Genomic DNA, 20,548 nt, shown 5'->3' with positions numbered 1-20,548 from the left:
TTATTTTAAATTCTTTATTTTTTTAGCATAATTTTTAATTCTTATAGAATTAAGTATCACACAAATTGAGCTAAGCGACATAAAAATGCTAGCAATTAATGGATTTATAAGCCCCATAAAAGCTAATGGAATGCTAATTATATTGTATAAAAAGCTTAATGCTAGGTTTGTTTTTATTAGTCTATAAGTTCTTTTTGCTAATAAATGAGAGTTTTTAATGCCTATTAATTTATTATCAAGCATAATTATATCACATGAATTAAGGGCTAAATTAGTAGCGTTTTTAAAGCTAATTGATACTAATGCTAATTTTAAAGCTAGTGCGTCATTTATGCCATCACCTACCATTAAGACTTTATTATTTTTACTAAGGTTTTGAATTATTTTAAGCTTATCTTCGGGCAAGCATTCACTATATAAATCATCAATTTGTAGTTCTTTTGCTATTTTTTCACAAGGCTTTTGCTTATCCCCTGATAGCATTATTACTTTTATATTTTGCTTTTTAAAATAATTTATTAGTTCTAAAGCATCATCATTTAATTGATTAGAAAATACAAAATGCTCTAAAATCTCATCATTTTTAGCAAAAAACATTTCAGTTTCGTTTTTAGAATTTGCATTAATATTATGATTATTTAATAATTTTGCAGAGCCTAGATAGTATTTATCATTTTCAAATTCTGCAATCACTCCTAAGCCGCTTAATTGTGTGAGCTTCAAGTCTTTTAAACTAGGTTTAGTATCTTTTATATATTCATTTAACGAACTTGCTATGAAGTGATTATTTTTATCTAAAATTGCCTTTAAAATGCTTTTTTCATAATTATTTAGATTTATTTGGCTTAATAATTCTAATTTCGATTTTGTTAAAACCCCAGTTTTATCAAATACAGCTATGTCAATTTTACTAAGATTTTCAATATAATTTGAGTTTTTAAATAATACTTTAAGCTTTAAAGCTTCGTGTAAGCACAAAAGATTTCCAACAGGAGCACTAAGTGCAAGAGCACAAGGACAAGCAATAATTAATAAACTAACGCTTCTAATAATTGCTTCTTGAATATCGCTCATATTATATAAAAAGCACAAAAACGCAATGCTAAAAATCGCATAACAAAAATAAACACCAATTTTATCAGTTAGTTTTTCTAGGTTTGATTTTTTGGTTTTATTTAGTAATTTTGCAAGTTTATTAATATAGCTATCTTGAAAAGTGCAATTTGCTATGTAATCAAAACTAGCACATTCAACCACGCTAGCACTTTTTATAAAATCTCCTTGCTTAATATCAACTAATTCACTCTCGCCTGTAATAGCACTTAGATTTAATCTAGCTTGTAAGCTTTTGCAAGTGCCATCTATTAAGATTTTATCCCCTAAAAACACTCTAATTACATCATCTTTTTTTATTTTAGTAACGCTTATTTTTTCTATTTTGTCATTTTTAACAATATTTACACTAGCGTTTAATAAATCACTTAAAAAATCAATATTTTCTAAAGCTTGTTTATATGATAATTGTTCTAAAAATCTACCTATAAAAACAAAACAAATTATCATAGCTACGCTATCAAAATACACATAAGAAAGTCTTGCAAACATAGCATAAATACTATAAATATAAACCAAACTAGCCCCAAAAGTAACTAGACAATCCATATTTAAAATCTTATTTTTTAAAGCAGAAATTGCGCTCTTAAACATAGATGAAGCACTATAAAAAAGCACAGGAGTACATAAAACAAATTCAGCAAAATTAATAATATCTTGAACGCTTTGCTCCATACTAGAAAAATACCCAGCATATCTTGCGATACTAAGCCACATAATATTCATAACACAAGCAATTGCTACAATTAGTTTTGAATAAAACTCAATATGAGTTCTTTTAGCTTTCATTGTTGTATTTGGATTGTAAGCTAGTGGGATATAGCCTAGAGATATTATTATATTTAATATATCTTTTGCTTTAGTTTTATTAGGATTATATTCTATACTTGCTCTTTTTGTTTGATAATTTATATTAATTTCTAATACGCCTTCATTTTTAAGCAGCATTTTTTCAATAAGCCATACACAAGCTGCGCAATGTAAATTATCTATTAAAATTAAAATTTTTTCATAATTATTTTCTTTTTCTATGAAAAAAGAGTTCTCATCATAAGAAATTTGCTCATTAATTTTAGATAAATTTGAAGCATTTTTATAAAAATCTTCTAAATTATTTTCATTTATGAGATTAAAAACATTTTTACAACCATTACAGCAAAATGCGTTATTGCCTTGAAAAATCATACTATTTTTATCAAAATCTATTTTACAATGAGAGCACTTCAAGATAATTTCCTTTAATTTTATTGACAATTTTATTTTTAATTTATAAAATAATTTTTAATACTTCGTTTTTTACAAATAAGGAAATCAATGGATAAAGATATACAAACAGAACAAAAGCAAGATAAAAAAAATCAAAAAAAGCATATTCCAGTAGATGGATATAAAATAGAAGAATTAAAACTACTAACTCTTGAAAAACTAATAGAAATCGCAAACGAAGCTGGTGTTGAAAATCCAATGGAATTTAGAAGACAAGAGCTAATGTTTGAAATATTAAAAGCTCAAACAAAAAAAGGTGGCTTTATACTCTTTACAGGTATTTTAGAGATTAACCAAGAAGGTTACGGCTTTTTAAGAGCTATGGATGCGAATTTAAGTGATAGTGCAAACGATGCTTATGTTAGCAATTCACAGATTAAAAAATTTGCTTTAAGAGTGGGTGATATCGTAACAGGTCAAGTAAGAGAGCCAAGAGAACAAGAAAAATATTATGCACTTTTGAAAATTGAAGCGATTAATTATTTACCTTTAGCAGAAGCTAAAAAAAGAGCTTTATTTGATAACTTAACTCCAATTTTTCCAACAGAAAAATTACAACTTGAATACGACCCTTTAAAGCTAACGGGTAGGGTGCTTGATTTATTCACACCTATTGGAAAAGGTCAGCGTGGATTAATAGTAGCACCACCTAGAACAGGAAAAACTGAATTAATGAAAGAATTAGCAACTGCAATTGCTAAAAATCATCCTGAAAGCCAACTAATAGTGCTTTTAATTGATGAGCGACCTGAAGAAGTAACTGATATGCAAAGATGTGTAAAAGGTGAAGTTTTTAGCTCTACATTTGATCAACCTGCATTAAATCATGTGCGTGTGGCTGAACTTGTGATTGAAAAAGCTAAGCGTTTAGTAGAAATGGGTAAAGATGTAATAATCTTACTTGATAGTATCACAAGACTTGCTCGTGCTTATAATACTGCAACTCCTAGTAGTGGTAAGGTTTTAAGTGGTGGTGTTGATGCAAATGCACTTCATAAGCCAAAAAGATTTTTTGGAGCTGCTAGAAATATTGAGCATGGTGGAAGCTTAACAATAGTTGCAACTGCTTTAATTGATACGGGTTCAAGAATGGATGATGTGATTTTTGAAGAATTTAAAGGAACAGGAAATAGTGAAATCGTTCTTGATAGAAATATTTCAGATAGAAGAATATATCCAGCTATAAATATTACAAAGAGTGGAACGAGAAAAGAAGAATTATTACAAGGGCCAATTAATTTACCTAAGATTTGGGCAATTCGTTCAGCTATGAATTCTATGGAAGATGTAGAAGCGCTTAAATTTTTATATGCAAAAATGCTAAAAACTCAAAATAATGAAGAATTATTGTCAGGATTAAATGAATAATATGCAAAATTTATCACTTAAATATCGTCCAAAAAATTACGATGATTTAGTAGGACAAAGTGCTGTTAGTAAGAGTTTAAAATATGCACTAGATAGTAAAAACATAGCTAATGCTTATCTTTTTTCTGGTCTTCGCGGGAGTGGAAAGACTAGCTCTGCTAGGATATTAGCAAAAGCACTAAATTGTGAGCGTGGGATTAGCTCAAAACCTTGCGGAATGTGTGCTAGTTGCGTTAGTAATGATGGAATAGATATTTATGAGCTTGATGCGGCTAGTAATCGTGGTATTGATAGTATTCAAGATTTAATAGAAAATACAAAATATGCACCACTTCATTCAAGATTTAAGATTTTTATAATTGATGAAGTGCATATGCTTACTCGTGAAGCCTTTAATGCGCTTTTAAAAACACTTGAAGAACCACCTAGTCATGTTAAATTTATTTTAGCAACAACCGATGTGCATAAATTACCAGCTACTATTTTAAGCAGGGTTTTACATTTTAGATTTAAAAAAATTCCTTTACAAGATATTGTAAGTAGAATGGAATTTATATTAGCAAATGAGCAAATTCCTTATGAAAAAGAAGCTTTAACTCTTATTGCTAGAAGCGGTGGCGGGTCTTTAAGAGATAGTCTTACTTTATTAGAGCAAGGCATAATTTATTCTCAAAGAAAACTTAATAAAGAAAGCATAGCTTTAATGCTAGGTTTAATAGAGCCAAATATTATAAAGCAATTTTTTGCTGATGTTTTAAGCTCAAATGATAATGGTATTTTTAGATTTTTAGAACTTGCTAAATCTTATGAAGCAAGTGTAGTAATTGATGAGATGAGTTCTTTTTTAAAAGATAGTTTTGCTAATAAAAATCCAAATTTTTCTTTAATTTTATACGATAGATTTTTTCATATTTTAGCAAAGGCTAAAAATATGACAAAGATTAGCGATGATGATGAATTTATTTTATACATTTTAGCATTTATGCTAAAAGACGCTACAAAATTAAAAAGTATAGATGAAGATTTAAAAGTAGAAAATACAAATAAAAACGAGCAAGATTACTTAAATTTTGTAACTATGATTGCTAAAAGAGATTATAAATTAGGAGAAATATTTAAAGAATGTGCTTCTTTTGTAAGTTTTGATGGTAGTGAGTTTTGTATTAAAATCAACCCTAAAAATGAAGAAGATAAGCAGTATTTTAAACAATATTACACAAGCGTTGTAAAGAATGTATTTGCTAGTATCTTTAATGATGCAAAATTAGTTTTAATTAGCGATTTAACGAAACAAAATGTAAAAAATGAAGCAATAAAAGAAGAAAATAATTATCCTAAAATAAATAATACTAATTTTGAAAATAATTCAAGCAAGAATTTAAAACAGGAATTTCAAAATAATTACAATACTTATGAAGAAGAGATTAAATATCCTGAGTATCAAAGCGATGATTTTTTAGATTCTAATATGGCTTTTGAAGATGAAGATAATATTTATGAAATACCAGATGATATTTTAGAGCAATACGAACCTGAACTTCAAAATATTTTATTTGAATCATTAGTAAAAATTAAAATAGAAAATGATACTTTAGAATTACATGTAATGCCGCCTTATAATGAGAAAGAAAAGGCTATTTTAAGAGATAATATTAAAAATGTTTTAGCTAAATGTAGTGCATTTTTTAAAACTAAAAATGCAAAAATAATCAATGCAGAGCTAGATAAAAAAAAACTTCATTAGAAACTAAACCTAATGAGTTTAATAAAGAGCAAGATTTTAATACATCTAGGCATTTAGGTGAATTAGAATTATCTAAATTTGTAATAGAGCCAGACATACAAGAAGAAACTAGTATTAATTTAGAAATAAAAGCTAATGAATTTAATAGAGAACAAGATTTTAATATATCTAGGCATTTAGGCGAATTAGAATTATCTAAATTTGTAATAGAGCCTGAAAATATTGAAGAAAAAAATATAAATTTAGAAATAGAGCATTTAAAATTAAGTAAAGAACAATTAGAAATTAAGAAAAAATTAGATTTAATTACAAATGCTTTAGGACCTTTAAGTGAAAATAGACCTTGAAAAATAATGTTAATTTGATATAATCACAACTTTACTTTTCTTGGGGCTGACTAGGTTTCGACAGGATTAGTAAGGGATTAGCTGCATGCCGTGTTGCTACGTTAAACGCTAAATTAAAATTAAACGCAAACAAAAAAGAATTAGCTCCTGCTTACGCTTACGCTGCGTAAGTTCAGTTGAGCCCTGCGATGCTTAAAGCTTGTAATAGCATTAGCGGGTCATCATTCAAGCTAGTTTAAAGTTTTGGCTAGACTTTAAATAAAATAAAAGCCTTAGTTTTTGCTAAAGTCGTAAGCTGCACTTGGCAAAAATGAATTTAAGCAGCCTACTAAGCATGTAGACGCTGGTTTTGAGCTAGTTTTGGACTGGAGTTCAAATCTCCACAGCTCCACCATTCTTATTTTTTATCATCTTTTTTTGTTAAAATCAAACAAGTACTTTAAATAATTTAACTTTTTTTAATGTTAAAGCTTTAAAAGAATATAAATAGTTTTAGATATCAAATGATTATTGGGTTTGAATGTAAATTATAAAAATATAAAGTATTAAAATGGTTTAATAATGTTTAGTTTAACAAATATTATTACCTATAAAATCCTAAGTATTTTTTATATAAGTGATATATTTTACAAGAAAAATAAAATATTTTAATTTTGTAATTTGCCACTTGCAAAGTTCTAAGAGCTTCTTTAAAAATTTCATCAGCTAAAACAGCGTCTTGGTATTTTTTACTTTTTTTAGCTTGAAGACATAAAAAATCATGAATTACTACTGCTGATAAGTATTCTGGAGAATTTGGTGGAAAGAAACTCCAAAATATTCTAGGTATATTTGCTCCATTTGTAACAAATCCCTTTGGTATTATGATGGTTTGATTTTTGCTTTCATATTTATATTCAAAAGCTAATTCAAATTTATTTTTATCTATTGGTTTTACTACAACTCTTGTCATTTTACTCTAAAGACTGCAAAAATATATCTTTTGCATGAATATATGTTGTATCAAAGACTTTTATATTTTTAAAATCATTTTCGTTAATTAATAGTGCAATTTCAGTGCAAGCTAATAAAATTCCTTCAACATTATGTTTATTTATAATATTTATGAAAGTTTCTTTACTATTTTGTTTGATAACATTAAAGCAAAGTTCATTGAAAATAATATCATTAATAGTATTTATATCACTATTATTTGGGGTAATTACATTTATTCCTTTTAACTCTTTTTTATAAAAGTCTTCTTGCATAGTGTATTTAGTGCCTAGTAATAAAATATTTTTTATATTATTATGATTTAATTCTTTAAGGCTTGAATGGGCTATATGAATAAATCTAGCTTTTAAATCTTTTTGCAAATCATTTGCAATTTTATGCATAGTATTTGTACAAAGTGCAATTATGTTTGCTCCAGCCTTTTCTAATCTTTTTGCTTCCTTATTTAATAATTCTCCTGCTTTTTGCCATTCGTTATTGTGTTGAAGTTCTTCAATCTCATCAAAATCTACGCTTGATATTAAAATCTTTGCACGAGATAAAGAATTGTAATGAGCTTGGCTAAATTCATTTATTAATTTATAATAAGTTATTGTGCTAGCATAGCTCATCCCACCGATTAGGCCTATTATATTAACCTCTTATTGCGGCATTGATTAAGTCTATAAAACCATCTACATTAAGACTAGCTCCACCTACCAAAACCCCATCACAAAGTCTTTTAATATCAGCGATATTACTAGAATTTACACTACCACCATATAAAATACTTTGCTTAGTTTTTGAGCGTAAAAAGCTCATAATATTTTCAATATCTTCTAATTTTGCAGCACTTTTACCAATACTATAAATTGGCTCATAAGCTAATATTAGTTTATCATATTGCAAATCTATTTTATTTAGTTGTTTATTTAAAAAATCTATGCTTTTATTTTGTTCGTAAGTAGAGTAATCTTCTCCTATGCAATAAATAATTTTTAAATCATTTTCAGCGCAAAATTCAAATTTTTTTGCTAGAAATTCATCTGTTTCGCCTAAATTTCTTCTTTCACAATGTCCTAAAATAATTGTTTTAATTCCAAATTCTAGCAAATGATCTAGTCCAATTTCTCCAGTAAAAGCTCCACTATGAGTTGGATATATATTTTGGGCAGCTTGAATGAAACTAAATTCACTATCAATAAATGAAGTTGCACTTGGAGCTACAATTACTTCAAGATTAGTAAAATCACTAAATCTTAAATAAGCATTAAGTTTTTTAGCGTATTCAGCAAAACCTTTTCTAGTATGATTACATTTAAAATTTGCGGCAATTATCATTAATATTCTTCCTTTAATATAAGTGGTTTTATAGCAGGTAATTCCTTACCTTCAATTAGTTCTAAACTAGCACCACCGCCAGTAGAGATAAAACTAAAATCATCAGCATCTCCTGCACGATTAATAACATCAGCAGTGTCTCCACCACCAGCAACGCTAGTAGCATAAGAATCGCTTATATAATGGCTCATTTTAAAGCTACCTTTTGAGAATTTATCAAACTCAAATACCCCCATAGGTCCATTCCACCATATAGTTTGAGCGTCACTTAAAATTTCTTTAAATAAAATTGAGCTAGCAGGTCCAATATCAAGCCCCATCCAACCATTTGGTATTTCTTGAACGCTTACTTTTTTTACTACACTATCATTTGAAAAGCTTTGTGCAGCAAGAACATCAACAGGTAAATATAATTTAACGCCTAGTTCTTTTGCAGTTTGCATAATTTGTTTAGCATCTTCAATTAGCTCTTCTTCTACAATTGAATTTCCTATATTTAATCCGTTTGCTTTAAGGAAAGTAAAAGCCATTCCGCCACCAATTATTATCTTATCAACTTTAGGAAGTAGATTGTGTAAAGCTTGTAATTTTCCACTAACTTTACTACCACCAACAACAGCAACAAAAGGTCTAGCAGGAGATTTTAATAAATCTTGTGCGAAATTAAATTCTTTTTGCAATAAAAACCCAGCGCAAATTTCTTTTGCAAATCTAGTAATTGCTTCTACACTTGAATGTGCTCTATGACAAACTCCAAAAGCATCATTACAATACACATCACACATTGAAGCTAAACTCTTAGCCAAATCTTCATCGTTTTTTGTTTCACCTTTTATAAATCTTAAATTCTCTAGTAGTAAAATTTCACCTTTTTTTAAGTTTTTAGCTTTGTTTTGAGCGTCTTCTCCGATTATATCGTTTGCCATTATAACTTCAGTTCCAAGAAGTTTTGATAATCTTTTTGCAACTGGCTTTAAAGAATATTTATCACTTATTTCTTTTGGTCTACCCAAATGACTCGCAAGAATCACTCTAGCATCATTATCAAGGCAATATTTAATAGTTGGAATTGCAGATTTTATTCTTCTATCATCACTAATGTTTCCAAATTCATCTTGTGGGACATTAAAATCACATCTAATAAAAACACATTTATTTACTAAATCTACATCTTTTATGGAAATTAAAGGCATATTATTTCTCCTTGCTAATATATTGAGCTAATCTATTTAATTGATATGAATATCCGTATTCATTATCATACCAAGCTAGAACTTTTACAAAATCTTCATCAATTATTTGAGTTAAATCAGGGACAAATATACATCCATAAGTGCTAGTACAAAAATCACTTGAAACGCAGCAATCGTAATCAATTGCTAGAATTTCATTCATTGTTTTACTTGCTTTTATAAAAGTTTCATTTATTTCATCTTTTGTAGTTTTTTTATCTAACAATAAAGTTAAATCAAGCATTGATACATTTGCTAAGCTAGTTCTAACACTTTGACCATCAACTTTACCTAAAAGGTTAGGTATAACTTTACCTATTGATTTTGCTGCACCTGTGCTTGATGGGACTAGATTTAGTGCTGCTGCGCGACCCCTTCTAATGTCTTTAGGGCATTTTGTATCACATAGTTCTTGAGTTGCTGTATATGCGTGAATTGTATTCATTAAAGCTTTTTTAATACCGAAATTTTCATCTAAAACTTTTGCCATTGGTGCAAGGCAGTTTGTTGTGCAACTTGCATTTGAAATAATAGCTTCGCCGTTATATTTAGTGTGATTTACATCCATTACAAACATAGGTGTATTATCTTTTGGTGGTGCTGACATAATTACTTGTTTAATACCATTGTCTAAATATGCTTTAGTTTTTTCTTGTGTTAAAAATGCTCCCGTGCATTCAAAAACTAAACTAGCTCCATATTTAGCAAAATCAATATTTTCAATTTCTCTACTTCTAATTATTTGAATTCTTTTATTTCCTACTATTAAAATATCTTCTCCATCATTGTCAATTTCTTGATTGAAATTCCCATGAACACTATCGTATTTTAGAAGGTATTTAATACTTTTCATATCCCACGAGCAATTTATTGCTACTAAATTCATTTTGTTTTCATTAAGAATTATTCTACTAAGACATCTACCAATCCTACCAAATCCATTAATCGCTACATTTACTCCCATTTTTAACCCTTTATTTAAAAAATTTGAGATAATACTAATAAAAAAAGGTTAAGAGATTTTGAAAATAGCAATTTTTGGTGGTAGTTTTGACCCAGTTCATTTAGGTCATGAAAAAGTAGTAAAAGCAGCTTTAGATACATTAGATATTGATAAATTAATAATATTGCCAACATATATTAGTTTATTTAAAAATAATTTTAATGCTAGTCCAGAACTTAGATTAAAATGGCTAAAGAGCGTGTTTGTTGAAAGTGATAAATTATTAATAAGTGATTATGAAATATCTCAAAATGAGCCAGTTCCTAGTTTTAAGAGTGTTATGTATTTTAAAAATTTACTAAATTCTAGCTTAATTTATTTTATAATAGGGGCTGATCATTTAAAAACTTTACATAAATGGCATAATTTTGATGAATTATCTAAAAATGTCGTTTTTGTTATAGCTAGTAGGGATAATATTTTTATACCAGATAATTATTTAAGACTTGAAATAAATGAAGATATTTCTTCAAGTTTTATAAGAAATAATTTGATTTTGGAAAAAGTAAATCCTAAAATTAAAGATGAAGTAAAAGAATTTTATAAAGGAAAGTAATGAATAGAAATGAAGATATTATTAAGCTTTTAGATGAAAAAAAAGCAGAGAATGTTGAGTTGATTAATATTAAAGGAAGTGAATATTTTGTAGATGAAGTAATTATTGCAACTATGATTTCTACTAAACAATCTTTTGCAATAATTGAAGATATTAAAGAATTGTTAAAAAAACATAATAGTAAAGTTTATTATGAAGAATGCACTGATGATTGGAGTGTTCTTGATTTAGGAGATTGTTTAATTCATTTAATGAGCCCTGCTTATAGAGATAGATATCAGATTGAAAAATTCTTACTTGAGTTTAAGCGTTAAAAATTTTTTTGTAGTATCGCGTTTATCAATTAAGGAGAAATCATTATGGCTAAAAGAATTTTAATTAAGTTTTCAGGTGAAGCTTTGGCTGGAAAGCAAGGCTTTGGAATAGATACTCATATTTTAAAGTTTATTGCAGGACAAATTAAACAATTAGTAGATGCTGGAACTCAAGTAGGAATTGTTATCGGTGGCGGTAATATTATTCGTGGAGTTAGTGCTGCTAAAGATGGGATAATTAAGCGTGTTAGTGGCGATCATATGGGAATGTTATCTACCGTGATAAACTCAATTGCTATGCAAGAAGCGTTAGAAGGTTGTGGAATTAGTGTAAGAGTTCAGAGTGCTATTCAAATGGAAGCTTTTTGCGAAACTTATATTATGAGAAGAGCGCAAAGACATTTAGAAAAAGGTAGAGTTGTAATTTTTGCAGCAGGAACAGGTAATCCATTTTTTACTACTGATACTGCAGCAGTTTTAAGAGCTATTGAAATTAATGCTGAAATGATTATTAAAGCAACAAAAGTTAATGGTGTATATGATAAAGACCCTATGAAATTTGAAGATGCAAAAAGATATAATGAATTAAGTTACGAACTTGCTATGGGCGATGATATTAAGGTAATGGACGATACAGCAATAGCACTTGCTAAGGATAATAAATTACCAATAGTAGTTTGCAATATGTTTGAAGAAGGCAATATTTTAAAAATTATTAAAGATGATTTTAGCAATTGCTCAATCGTAAAAAATTAATTAAAAGGAATAAAATGAGAACTGAACAAGTAGCAGCAAAAGCATTAGAAAAAGTAGGAAATGATAGATATATTCTATCTTTAATAGTAGCTAAAAGAGCTAGAGAATTAAGTGATGGTGCTGAACCTTTAGTAAAAGTTGAAAAAGGAAAAATGAAATTTACTGATATAGCAATGTTAGAAGTTGCTGAAGAAAAAATTATATTTGATGGTGTAATAAACGAATAAAAAAATGAAAAATATTCTAAGTTTTGAAACATTATTAGAAGACATTAAGCATTGTAATGATTTAAATAAAGCACGGGAATTATTGTATTCACTTTTTTCAAGCACTCCTATGCTTGAAAAAGCTTTAGATTTTTGTATAAAATCACATGAAGGACAATTTAGAAAAAGTGGAGAACCTTATTCTATTCATCCTATTTTAGTTGCGTGTTTTGTAGCTTTCTTTTCAAAAGATGAAAGTATGATTTTAGCAGCACTTTTGCACGATGTTGTAGAAGATACCGAATGCACTCAGGAAGAACTTGTAAAAATGTTCGGACATTCTGTGGGTATTTTAGTTGAAGGTATGACTAAAATAGTTGAGATTAGGGGAGATAATTTAGCTAGTTCAGAATCAAACGAAAAACTTAGAAAATCAGCAATGACTTTTAGAAATATGCTAATGGTTAGCATTGAAGATAGTAGGGTATTGCTTGTTAAATTATGTGATAGATTGCATAATATGCTAACTCTTGATGCGTTAAGAGAAGCAAAACAAAAAAGAATAGCTGAAGAAACTCTAATGGTATATGCACCAATTGCACATAGGCTAGGAATTTCTAGTATTAAAAATTACTTAGAAGATTTAAGTTTTAAATATTTAATGCCAGTAGAATTTAAAGAAATAGCAGATTATTTAAAGGCAAATAATGTGCAATTACAATTAACATTAAATGATTTTATTGAAAAAATAATTAATTTAATGCGTGATAACGGATATATTGAAGATGTAGATTTTAAAATAGAAAAAAGAATAAAACATGTATATTCTATTTTTTTAAAAATGCAAAGAAAAGGCGTTAGTATTGAAGAAGTGCTTGATTTATTGGGTATTAGAATTTTAGTAAAAGATGTTAAAGATTGTTATATAGTTTTAGGGCTTTTACATGTGCATTTTAATCCACTTGCTTCAAGATTTAAAGACTATATTGCCTTACCTAAGCAAAATGGTTACCAAACAATCCATACTACTTTATTTGACGCGCAATCAATAATAGAAGCACAAATTAGAACATATAAAATGCACGAAACTGCAGAACTTGGAATTGCAGCACATTGGAAATATAAAAATGATAAAGAAGACTATAAAGCTGATTGGGTAAATGATATAGCAACCAATAGTTCTTTAGAAGAAAAAGACAATGATTTGGCATTTTATGAATACGCAAAAGATAGTTTATATGTTGAAGATATTGCGGTTTATTCTCCAAAAGGAGAGATTTTTACATTACCTAGAGGTTCTACTGCTCTTGATTTTGCTTTTGAAGTTCATTCACAAATTGGTCTTAAAGCAAGTCACGCTTATATAAACAGAGTAAAATCTCCATTGCTTACAAGTCTTAAAAATGGGGATATTGTAAGAATTGAGATAGATGATAACGCAAAACCAAGATGTTCTTGGCTTGATAGTGTGGTTACTGCTAGAGCTAAAGCTATGATTAAATCACATTGCAAGCAAAGAATTTCAAGTATAGACCAAAAAGCTGGGTTAAGAATTTTGCAAACTATTTTTAGTGCTGATGAAGACAAAATAAATACTTGGATTGCAAATGAAAAATTATCAAAAAATGTTAAAAAATGCACTACAGATAATATTACTTTAAGTAAGGTTATAGATAGTCTTAAAAAATATTCAAAAAGAATTTGGCTAGTTAAAAATTATGATTTAAAAAAACAAAGAATAGAAAATCTTGTTGTATATTCAAACTACAAAATAAATAATGTGGATTTTGATTATTGTTGTAACCCAAAAAGAGGTGATGATATAGTTGCTTTTAAACATAATCATTCTGTTACAATTCATAATAAATTATGTGAAAGAGCAAGTAAATTAATGGAAGATTCTAAAGAAGAAATGGTGCTAATTAAATGGTCTAAGCATGCTCCTAAAAATTATAAAATGATTTTTTCTTTAGAGAATAAAAAAGGCACATTATTAGCATTATTAACAGAATTACTAAAACTACAAATCAATGTTAATAGTATTAATATTACAAAAAATGCTGATAGTTTATTGGAGTATTTTGAAATAGTTTTTGAAGTACCTGATAATCAAAATATAGAAATAGCAAAAGAAAAAATCAAAACAAAATGTAAAATCTATGAGTTTATATCATTAAAAGACGCTTATAGTGAATAAAGGATAAAGATGAATTTGAATGAAATTTATAATGATTTAGAACGCGGTGTATCAGAATTTATTGATTTAGAAAAAATTAAGAATTTGATTAAAAATTACTATGAAAAGGGCGAAGTATTTTATGTAAAAGCTGGGTTTGACCCAACTGCACCTGATTTACATTTAGGTCATAGTGTTATTTTAAACAAAATGAGATTTTTACAAAATCATGGTGCTATAGTTCAATTCCTAATAGGAGATTTCACTGCTCAAATAGGTGATCCAACAGGCAAAAGTGCTACTAGAAAACAATTAAGCAAGGAAGAAGTTTTAAAAAATGCAAAAACTTATGAAGAGCAAGTTTTTAAAATTTTAGATAAAGAAAAAACTGAATTAAAATTTAATTCAACTTGGCTTAATGCTTTAGGAGCAGTTGGTATAGTTGAACTTACATCAACTTTTAGTGTAGCTAGAATGCTTGAGCGAGATGATTTTACAAAAAGATTTAAAGAACAAAGCCCTATATCAATTAGCGAATTTTTATATCCACTTTTACAAGGTTATGATAGCGTTGCATTAAAATGTGATATTGAAATGGGTGGAACTGACCAAAAATTTAATTTATTAATGGGTAGAACATTACAAAGAACCTATAATACAGGTAAAGAACAAGGTATTATAATGTTACCGCTTTTAGTAGGTCTTGATGGTGTTAATAAAATGAGTAAGAGTTTGGGTAATTATATCGGAGTTAGTGAAGAACCAAATTCTATGTATGCAAAATTACTTAGTATAAGTGATGAATTAATGAAAGAATATTACAATCTTTTAAGCTTTAAGACAACAAAAGAAATTAATGATATTTTTGACAATATTAAAAACAATACTCTACATCCAAAGGTTGCTAAAGAAAATTTGGCTTTAGAAATAGTTGAGAGATTTTGGGGTAAAGATTTAGCAATTAATGCGAAAAATGAGTTTGATAATATTCATAGTAAAAATGAAATTCCAAGTGATATTGCGGAGTTTAATTTTAATGAAGAACAATGGATTATAAAACTAATGCAAGATACTAATTTGGCAAGTTCAGGCAGTGAAGCAAGAAGAGCTATAAAAGCTAATTCTGTAAGTGTTAATGGAGAAAAAATTAGCGATGAACAACTAAAATTAAGCAATGGTGAATTTATAATTCAAGTTGGAAAAAGAAAATTTGCAAAAGTAATAATAAAAGGATAATAATGAGCTTACCAGAATTAAAAATAAGAAATTTTACATTAAAAGTGCCGGTATTTCAAGGAGGTATGGGACTTGGAATAAGTTGGGATAAATTAGCTGGTAATGTTAGTTTAAATGGAGCTTTAGGTATTATTAGTTCGGTTGGAACTGGGTTTTATGAAAATAGAGCACATATTAACAAAGAGCTAAATGGCAAACCTTATGGAAGTGAGAATTTTTATTCTACAAAAGGACTTAATGCTGTAATTACTAATGCTAGAAAAATCTGCAATGACTCACCATTAGGCTGTAATATAATGCACGCGTCAAACGAATATGAAAGAATAGTAAAAGACGCTTGCAATGTTGGTTTTAATGCAATTATTAGTGGTGCAGGATTACCTACAAATTTGCCAGAATTTACTAAAGACTTTCCTGATGTTGCATTAATTCCTATTGTATCATCAGCAAAAGCTCTTAAAATAATTTGTAAAAGATGGACTCAAAGATACGATAGATTGCCTGATGCAGTTGTTCTTGAAGGGCCTTTAAGTGGTGGTCATCAAGGATTTACATACGAGCAATGTATAGACCCAAATTATCAATTAGAAAAATTAATTCCTGAAGTAAGAGCTGAACTTAATGAATGGGGAGATAATATTCCTTTAATTGCAGCTGGTGGAATTTGGAATAAAAATGACATTTTAAATGCTATTAGTTTAGGTGCAAATGGGGTTCAAATGGGAACAAGATTTATAGGAACTTATGAATGTGATGCTGCACTTGAATTCAAACAAGTATTATTAGATGCTAAAAAAGAAGATATAGAATTGTTAAAAAGTCCTGTTGGCTATCCTGCTCGTGGTATTAGAACAAACCTTCAAAAAATGATAGAAGAAGGCACTGCTCCTAAAATTTCTTGTATAGCAAATTGTGTTGCACCATGTGAGCGTGGTAGGGGCGCTAAAAAGGTAGGATATTGTATTGCCGAAAGACTTTATGATGCTTATAGTGGAAAAAAGGAAAGTGGATTATTTTTTACAGGTGCTAATGGATATAGATTAAATAAGTTAATTAGTGTTAAAGAGTTGATTGAAAAATTAGTTAATGGTGAAGATGAATAAAATCTTACTATTATTACTAAGCGTTGTTTTGTTTGCTAGTAGTTTAAATGAAGAATTTGTTAATTTTGATAAGAGTTTTTTATTATCTAGCAAAACAGAACAATTAGCAATTCATCAGAGATTAAAAACTATATATATTAAAAGTATAATTTCTGATGATATTGATACCAAAAAAGAAGTTTTAAAAAGAATTATTTTAAGTTCAAAAACATTAAAACTTGACTCATCTACATATCAAAAAGAATTACAAGATTTAGGTATTAATCCTAATAAGATTTCATTTAATAACACAAATAATACTGATGCAAAAAAGACTAAAGATATAGCTAAAGAGCAAAAATCAATTAATACTCAAAATACCAAAACACAAAATACTAAAACTACAACAAATACTTTAAATTCTAAAAATATAAATAGTCAAAATAAGCCAGAAACAAAACAAGAAGAAGTAAAAAAAACTTATATAACTAAAATTAATAAGGCAAATAACACAATAGAAATATCATTAAAAGGAGATTTTGATAATAATATAAAAAGTATTATCTATAATACAAAAGAATTAAAAAATAAAATATTGGAATTTAATGCTGCTTTAGATATAGGAAAACAAAATTTCATAGATAAAAATTATGAAGTAAGTTTGGTTCAATTTAATCCGGAAAAAGTAAGATTTGTATTAAGGTCAAAATCTGATTTGAAATTAGATTATAAGATTGATAATAATGTTTTACTTATTACTATAGATGGTAATTTGCAAGAGCAAAATAAGCAAGAAAATACTACTCAAATAAAAAAATCTTTAGTTGAAGATAAAAAAGAATTAGATAATAATACTAAAGTAAATAATAATGCAAAAAACGTTACTACTAACTATAAAAACAAACAAGAAAGTAATATAAATACGAAGCTAGATAGTAATGATAATGCTGCAAATAATATTGTAAATGATAAAAACAAAAAACCTATAACAATTACAAAAGCCGTTAAAAAAGATAATGGTGTTTTATTGACTTTAAACAACTCTTTATCAAATGATGATATTAAAACTTTTAGCTATAACAACAATCAAATTTTAGAATTTGACGCAGTTTTAAATGGTGGTAGGAAAAATTATGATTTTAAAACATACTCTATTAGTGTTTTACAATTTAATCCTAAAAAGGTAAGAGTGGTTTTATACTCTAAGAATACTAAAAAAATATTTTTTAATATAAATAATAATTCTTTAGAAGTAAGCACTGATGAGATTAGTGAAAAAGTTGAAGTTGGATTTAAAAAATCAAATTTATTAATTACTTTAGACGCAGGTCATGGTGGAAAAGATGTAGGTGCAACTGCTTTTGGCAGATATGAAAAAAACATTACTCTATCAATAGTTCTAAAATTAGAAAAAGCTCTAAAAAACAAAGGGTATAAAGTATTTTTAACAAGAAAAAAAGATGTTTATATAAATCTAAGAGATAGAACTAAAATGGCAAATGATAAAAAAAGTGATTTATTTATAAGTATTCACGCAAATTCTATCGGGGATAAGACAAAATTTGATAAAATATATGGAATTGAGACATATTTTCTCTCTCCAGCTAGAAGCGAAAGAAGTAAAAACGCAGCTGCAATAGAAAATAAAAGTGATATTGAAGAGATGAATTATTTTTCTAAACAAACTTTTTTGAATTTTTTAAATAGAGAAAAAATTATTTCATCTAATAAGTTAGCTATTGATATACAAGGTGGTATTTTAAATAATATACCTAAGGGATATTTAAAGCGAGATGGTGGAGTAAAAGAAGCTCCTTTTTGGGTTTTAGTTGGTGCTTTAATGCCTGCTGTTTTGATTGAAGTTGGCTATATATCACATCCTATTGAAGGTAAAAATATCGCAGATAGTGCTTATCAGGATTATTTGGTAAATGGTATTGTAAATGGAATTGAGAGTTATTTTGTTAAAAACAAATAAGGAAGTTTTATGAAAAAGGCGAATTGGATTTTAAAAAATGATGAGATTTTTTCTTTAGATTTTGATGATTTTTATTACAACATAAAAGAACCTTTAAAAGAAAGAAATGGAATTTATATAGATAATGCTTTTAGTAACGCATTTAATAAATTAACCATTTTAGAACTTGGTTTTGGATTGGGTTTAAATTTCTTTTTAAGTGCAAAAAGAGCTATTGATTTAGGCATAAAACTCCATTATGTAGCGATTGAAAATTATTACCAAAGTATTGATGACATAAGATATTTTTGTAATAAATTTGGTATAGAGTTAAATAATAATTTTATTAATGATTATCCACCTTGCAAAGATGGAATTTATAGAATAGAATTTGATGGGGTTGTTCTTGACTTGGTATTTCAAGATGTAAATATTGCTTTAAAAGATTTAGATTTTTTAGCTGATGTTGTATATGCTGATGGTTTTTCTCCTAATAAAAATAAAGAAATGTTTTCTAAAGAGACTTTAAAATATGTCAAAAAGCTATTAAAATTAACTGGTAAATTGGTTAGTTATAGTTCAAATTCTGATTTTAAAAAATCTTTAATTGAATTAGGATTTGAAATACACGATATTAATTTGGGAATAAAAAGAGAAAGCACTCTTGCTATATTAAAACATAAAGATTTGCAAGATGATATAGAAGGATATTTTCATAAAAATTATTTAGAAGTTAATAATATAGCAATTATTGGTGGTGGTATTGCAGGCGCTACAATAGCTTATGAACTATCAAAGTTAGGTAAAACTATTAGTGTATTTGAGCAAAGCCATACTTTAGCAAATGAAGGAAGCGGAAATAAAATAGGGTTATTAACAGCATTAATTCAAAATCCATCAAGTTTGTTAGGAGAATTTAGTCAGTTTTCGTTTTGGCATAGCTCAAAATTTTATAAAAAATTAGGCTATAGCTTAGAAGGGATATTAGAGCACGCATATACTGATGAATTAAGAGAAAGATTTAAACTACAAAAGGATAATCCATTAATTAAATTACATTTTGATTTTGCATATTTAAAAGATGGTGGGACATTAGAACCCTGTAAATTAGTTCCTAAAATTTTTGCAAAATCCAATACTAGGATATTTTTAAATTATAAACTAAATAGTTTTAGAGAATTTTATGATAGAGTTGAGCTTGATTTTGATAATAAGATTATGATTTTTGATGCTGTAATATTTGCTAGTGGTGCATATTCTAAAGAAATCTTTAGTAATTTACCATTATCAGTAGTAAGAGGTCAGGCAACTTGGCTAAAAAATAAAATTAAATATAAGCACCCAATTAGCTCAAAAGCTTATATAACTGGAGCAAAAGATGGGATTATTTTATTAGGTGCTACTTATGATAGAAACTTAATTGCTGAAGCAAGTAGAGAATATGATGATATTAATATAAATAATTTTAAAGAAATTTTTAAAGCTGATTTTAGTGATTTAGTAATAGGTAATAGGGTTGGTTATAGAAGTTATTCTTCAGATAGATTTCCTATTGTTGGAGCTTATTTCAATGAAGAAAAATATAAAAATCTTTATAAATCTTTACAATTTGATAAACATAAACCGCAAGTAAATTCTCCAAGAAGTAGGATTTTTATAAATACAGCTCATGGTTCAAGGGGTTTATCTAGTGCGATAACATCTGCAAGATTAATTGCTAGTTATTTTAACAACACACCTAGCGGAATGTTTAAAAGATACGAACACGCACTTCATCCTGCTAGATTTTTAATAAGAGATTTAAAAAAAGGCTTAGTTAAAGATTAGGAATTTAAATTCCTAATTTTGCTATCAAAAACTAATAACAATTCAATATTAA

17 protein-coding genes and 1 other RNA gene are annotated in these 20,548 nt (G+C 27.6%); 12 read left to right on the top strand and 6 right to left on the bottom strand.

The window, feature by feature from the left end:
* On the bottom strand, window positions 1-2,340 hold the full coding sequence (locus tag AVBRAN9334_RS04765) for a heavy metal translocating P-type ATPase (RefSeq protein ID WP_336607152.1): 2,340 nt from the start codon (window positions 2,338-2,340) through the stop codon (window positions 1-3).
* A gap of 87 nt (window positions 2,341-2,427) precedes the next feature.
* Between AVBRAN9334_RS04765 and rho the strand changes: the two genes are divergently transcribed.
* The 3 genes from rho (at window position 2,428) to ssrA (ending at window position 6,232) form a co-directional block, all read left to right on the top strand.
* Window positions 2,428-3,747, top strand: coding sequence for a transcription termination factor Rho (rho, locus tag AVBRAN9334_RS04760; protein ID WP_214118675.1), 1,320 nt, complete (start codon window positions 2,428-2,430; stop codon window positions 3,745-3,747).
* Complete coding sequence (gene dnaX, locus AVBRAN9334_RS04755; RefSeq protein WP_336607151.1) at window positions 3,740-5,491, top strand: DNA polymerase III subunit gamma/tau; 1,752 nt, start codon at window positions 3,740-3,742, stop codon at window positions 5,489-5,491. Before rho ends, dnaX begins: the two co-directional genes overlap by 8 nt.
* Window positions 5,492-5,880: 389 nt before the next feature.
* Window positions 5,881-6,232: a transfer-messenger RNA gene (gene ssrA / locus AVBRAN9334_RS04750) on the top strand.
* Between the two features lie 189 nt (window positions 6,233-6,421).
* Here the strand turns inward: ssrA and AVBRAN9334_RS04745 are convergent.
* From AVBRAN9334_RS04745 to gap, 5 genes are read right to left on the bottom strand one after another with little or no spacing between them, the layout of a single operon-like run.
* The gene (locus AVBRAN9334_RS04745) at window positions 6,422-6,790 is read right to left on the bottom strand and encodes a DUF1353 domain-containing protein (RefSeq protein WP_214117583.1); all 369 of its coding nucleotides are present in this window, start codon (window positions 6,788-6,790) and stop codon (window positions 6,422-6,424) included.
* 1 nt (window position 6,791) lies between these two features.
* On the bottom strand, window positions 6,792-7,463 hold the full coding sequence (locus AVBRAN9334_RS04740) for an aspartate/glutamate racemase family protein (RefSeq protein WP_336607157.1): 672 nt from the start codon (window positions 7,461-7,463) through the stop codon (window positions 6,792-6,794).
* Between the two features lies 1 nt (window position 7,464).
* The gene (locus AVBRAN9334_RS04735) at window positions 7,465-8,151 is read right to left on the bottom strand and encodes a triose-phosphate isomerase (RefSeq protein WP_214117581.1); all 687 of its coding nucleotides are present in this window, start codon (window positions 8,149-8,151) and stop codon (window positions 7,465-7,467) included.
* Window positions 8,151-9,344, bottom strand: a complete 1,194-nt coding sequence (locus AVBRAN9334_RS04730) for a phosphoglycerate kinase (protein WP_214150312.1) — start codon at window positions 9,342-9,344, stop codon at window positions 8,151-8,153. The genes AVBRAN9334_RS04735 and AVBRAN9334_RS04730 overlap by 1 nt, the downstream gene beginning before the upstream one ends.
* Before the next feature lies 1 nt (window position 9,345).
* Window positions 9,346-10,347, bottom strand: coding sequence for a type I glyceraldehyde-3-phosphate dehydrogenase (gene gap / locus AVBRAN9334_RS04725; protein WP_214117579.1), 1,002 nt, complete (start codon window positions 10,345-10,347; stop codon window positions 9,346-9,348).
* Window positions 10,348-10,405: 58 nt separating this feature from the next.
* Here gap and nadD point away from each other — a divergent pair, with 58 nt between their 5' ends.
* Genes nadD through mnmC form a run of 9 tightly spaced genes read left to right on the top strand, consistent with a single transcriptional unit; the run spans window position 10,406 to window position 20,496 of the window.
* The gene (nadD, locus tag AVBRAN9334_RS04720; RefSeq protein ID WP_214117578.1) at window positions 10,406-10,942 is read left to right on the top strand and encodes a nicotinate (nicotinamide) nucleotide adenylyltransferase; all 537 of its coding nucleotides are present in this window, start codon (window positions 10,406-10,408) and stop codon (window positions 10,940-10,942) included.
* A complete protein-coding gene (gene rsfS / locus AVBRAN9334_RS04715; RefSeq protein ID WP_214117577.1) occupies window positions 10,942-11,256 on the top strand; it encodes a ribosome silencing factor in 315 nt (104 codons plus the stop codon). The genes nadD and rsfS overlap by 1 nt, the downstream gene beginning before the upstream one ends.
* A 45-nt stretch (window positions 11,257-11,301) precedes the next feature.
* Window positions 11,302-12,012: a UMP kinase gene (gene pyrH, locus AVBRAN9334_RS04710; RefSeq protein ID WP_250325143.1), complete on the top strand. Its 711-nt coding sequence runs from the start codon at window positions 11,302-11,304 to the stop codon at window positions 12,010-12,012.
* A gap of 14 nt (window positions 12,013-12,026) precedes the next feature.
* Window positions 12,027-12,239, top strand: coding sequence for a DNA-directed RNA polymerase subunit omega (locus AVBRAN9334_RS04705; protein ID WP_214117576.1), 213 nt, complete (start codon window positions 12,027-12,029; stop codon window positions 12,237-12,239).
* A gap of 4 nt (window positions 12,240-12,243) precedes the next feature.
* A complete protein-coding gene (locus AVBRAN9334_RS04700) occupies window positions 12,244-14,415 on the top strand; it encodes a RelA/SpoT family protein (protein WP_214117575.1) in 2,172 nt (723 codons plus the stop codon).
* A 9-nt stretch (window positions 14,416-14,424) separates the two neighbouring features.
* Window positions 14,425-15,630, top strand: coding sequence for a tyrosine--tRNA ligase (gene tyrS, locus AVBRAN9334_RS04695; protein WP_214120370.1), 1,206 nt, complete (start codon window positions 14,425-14,427; stop codon window positions 15,628-15,630).
* 2 nt (window positions 15,631-15,632) lie between these two features.
* Window positions 15,633-16,733, top strand: a complete 1,101-nt coding sequence (locus AVBRAN9334_RS04690; protein ID WP_214117573.1) for a nitronate monooxygenase — start codon at window positions 15,633-15,635, stop codon at window positions 16,731-16,733.
* Entirely contained in the window at window positions 16,717-18,690 is a 1,974-nt protein-coding gene (locus tag AVBRAN9334_RS04685; protein ID WP_336607150.1) for an N-acetylmuramoyl-L-alanine amidase family protein, read from the top strand. The genes AVBRAN9334_RS04690 and AVBRAN9334_RS04685 overlap by 17 nt, the downstream gene beginning before the upstream one ends.
* A 9-nt stretch (window positions 18,691-18,699) precedes the next feature.
* Window positions 18,700-20,496 carry a bifunctional tRNA (5-methylaminomethyl-2-thiouridine)(34)-methyltransferase MnmD/FAD-dependent 5-carboxymethylaminomethyl-2-thiouridine(34) oxidoreductase MnmC gene (mnmC, locus tag AVBRAN9334_RS04680; RefSeq protein ID WP_336607149.1) on the top strand — a complete coding sequence of 599 codons (1,797 nt, stop codon included), beginning with the start codon at window positions 18,700-18,702 and terminating at the stop codon, window positions 20,494-20,496.
* Window positions 20,497-20,548: the final 52 nt, after the last annotated feature.

It is taken from the genome of Campylobacter sp. RM9334, assembly GCF_020138145.1.
GTDB lineage: Bacteria > Campylobacterota > Campylobacteria > Campylobacterales > Campylobacteraceae > Campylobacter_E.
This window is presented reverse-complemented; position numbering and strand designations above follow the sequence as displayed.

Bases quoted from the DNA above. Each gene is read 5' to 3' on its own strand.
- rho (WP_214118675.1), top strand. From the start codon at position 2,428: ATGGATAAAGATATACAAACAGAACAAAAGCAAGATAAAAAAAATCAA.
- dnaX (WP_336607151.1), top strand. From the start codon at position 3,740: ATGAATAATATGCAAAATTTATCACTTAAATATCGTCCAAAAAATTAC.
- AVBRAN9334_RS04745 (WP_214117583.1), bottom strand. From the start codon at position 6,790: ATGACAAGAGTTGTAGTAAAACCAATAGATAAAAATAAATTTGAATTA.
- AVBRAN9334_RS04735 (WP_214117581.1), bottom strand. From the start codon at position 8,151: ATGATAATTGCCGCAAATTTTAAATGTAATCATACTAGAAAAGGTTTT.
- AVBRAN9334_RS04730 (WP_214150312.1), bottom strand. From the start codon at position 9,344: ATGCCTTTAATTTCCATAAAAGATGTAGATTTAGTAAATAAATGTGTT.
- gap (WP_214117579.1), bottom strand. From the start codon at position 10,347: ATGGGAGTAAATGTAGCGATTAATGGATTTGGTAGGATTGGTAGATGT.
- rsfS (WP_214117577.1), top strand. From the start codon at position 10,942: ATGAATAGAAATGAAGATATTATTAAGCTTTTAGATGAAAAAAAAGCA.
- pyrH (WP_250325143.1), top strand. From the start codon at position 11,302: ATGGCTAAAAGAATTTTAATTAAGTTTTCAGGTGAAGCTTTGGCTGGA.
- AVBRAN9334_RS04705 (WP_214117576.1), top strand. From the start codon at position 12,027: ATGAGAACTGAACAAGTAGCAGCAAAAGCATTAGAAAAAGTAGGAAAT.
- AVBRAN9334_RS04700 (WP_214117575.1), top strand. From the start codon at position 12,244: ATGAAAAATATTCTAAGTTTTGAAACATTATTAGAAGACATTAAGCAT.
- tyrS (WP_214120370.1), top strand. From the start codon at position 14,425: ATGAATTTGAATGAAATTTATAATGATTTAGAACGCGGTGTATCAGAA.
- AVBRAN9334_RS04690 (WP_214117573.1), top strand. From the start codon at position 15,633: ATGAGCTTACCAGAATTAAAAATAAGAAATTTTACATTAAAAGTGCCG.
- AVBRAN9334_RS04685 (WP_336607150.1), top strand. From the start codon at position 16,717: ATGGTGAAGATGAATAAAATCTTACTATTATTACTAAGCGTTGTTTTG.
- mnmC (WP_336607149.1), top strand. From the start codon at position 18,700: ATGAAAAAGGCGAATTGGATTTTAAAAAATGATGAGATTTTTTCTTTA.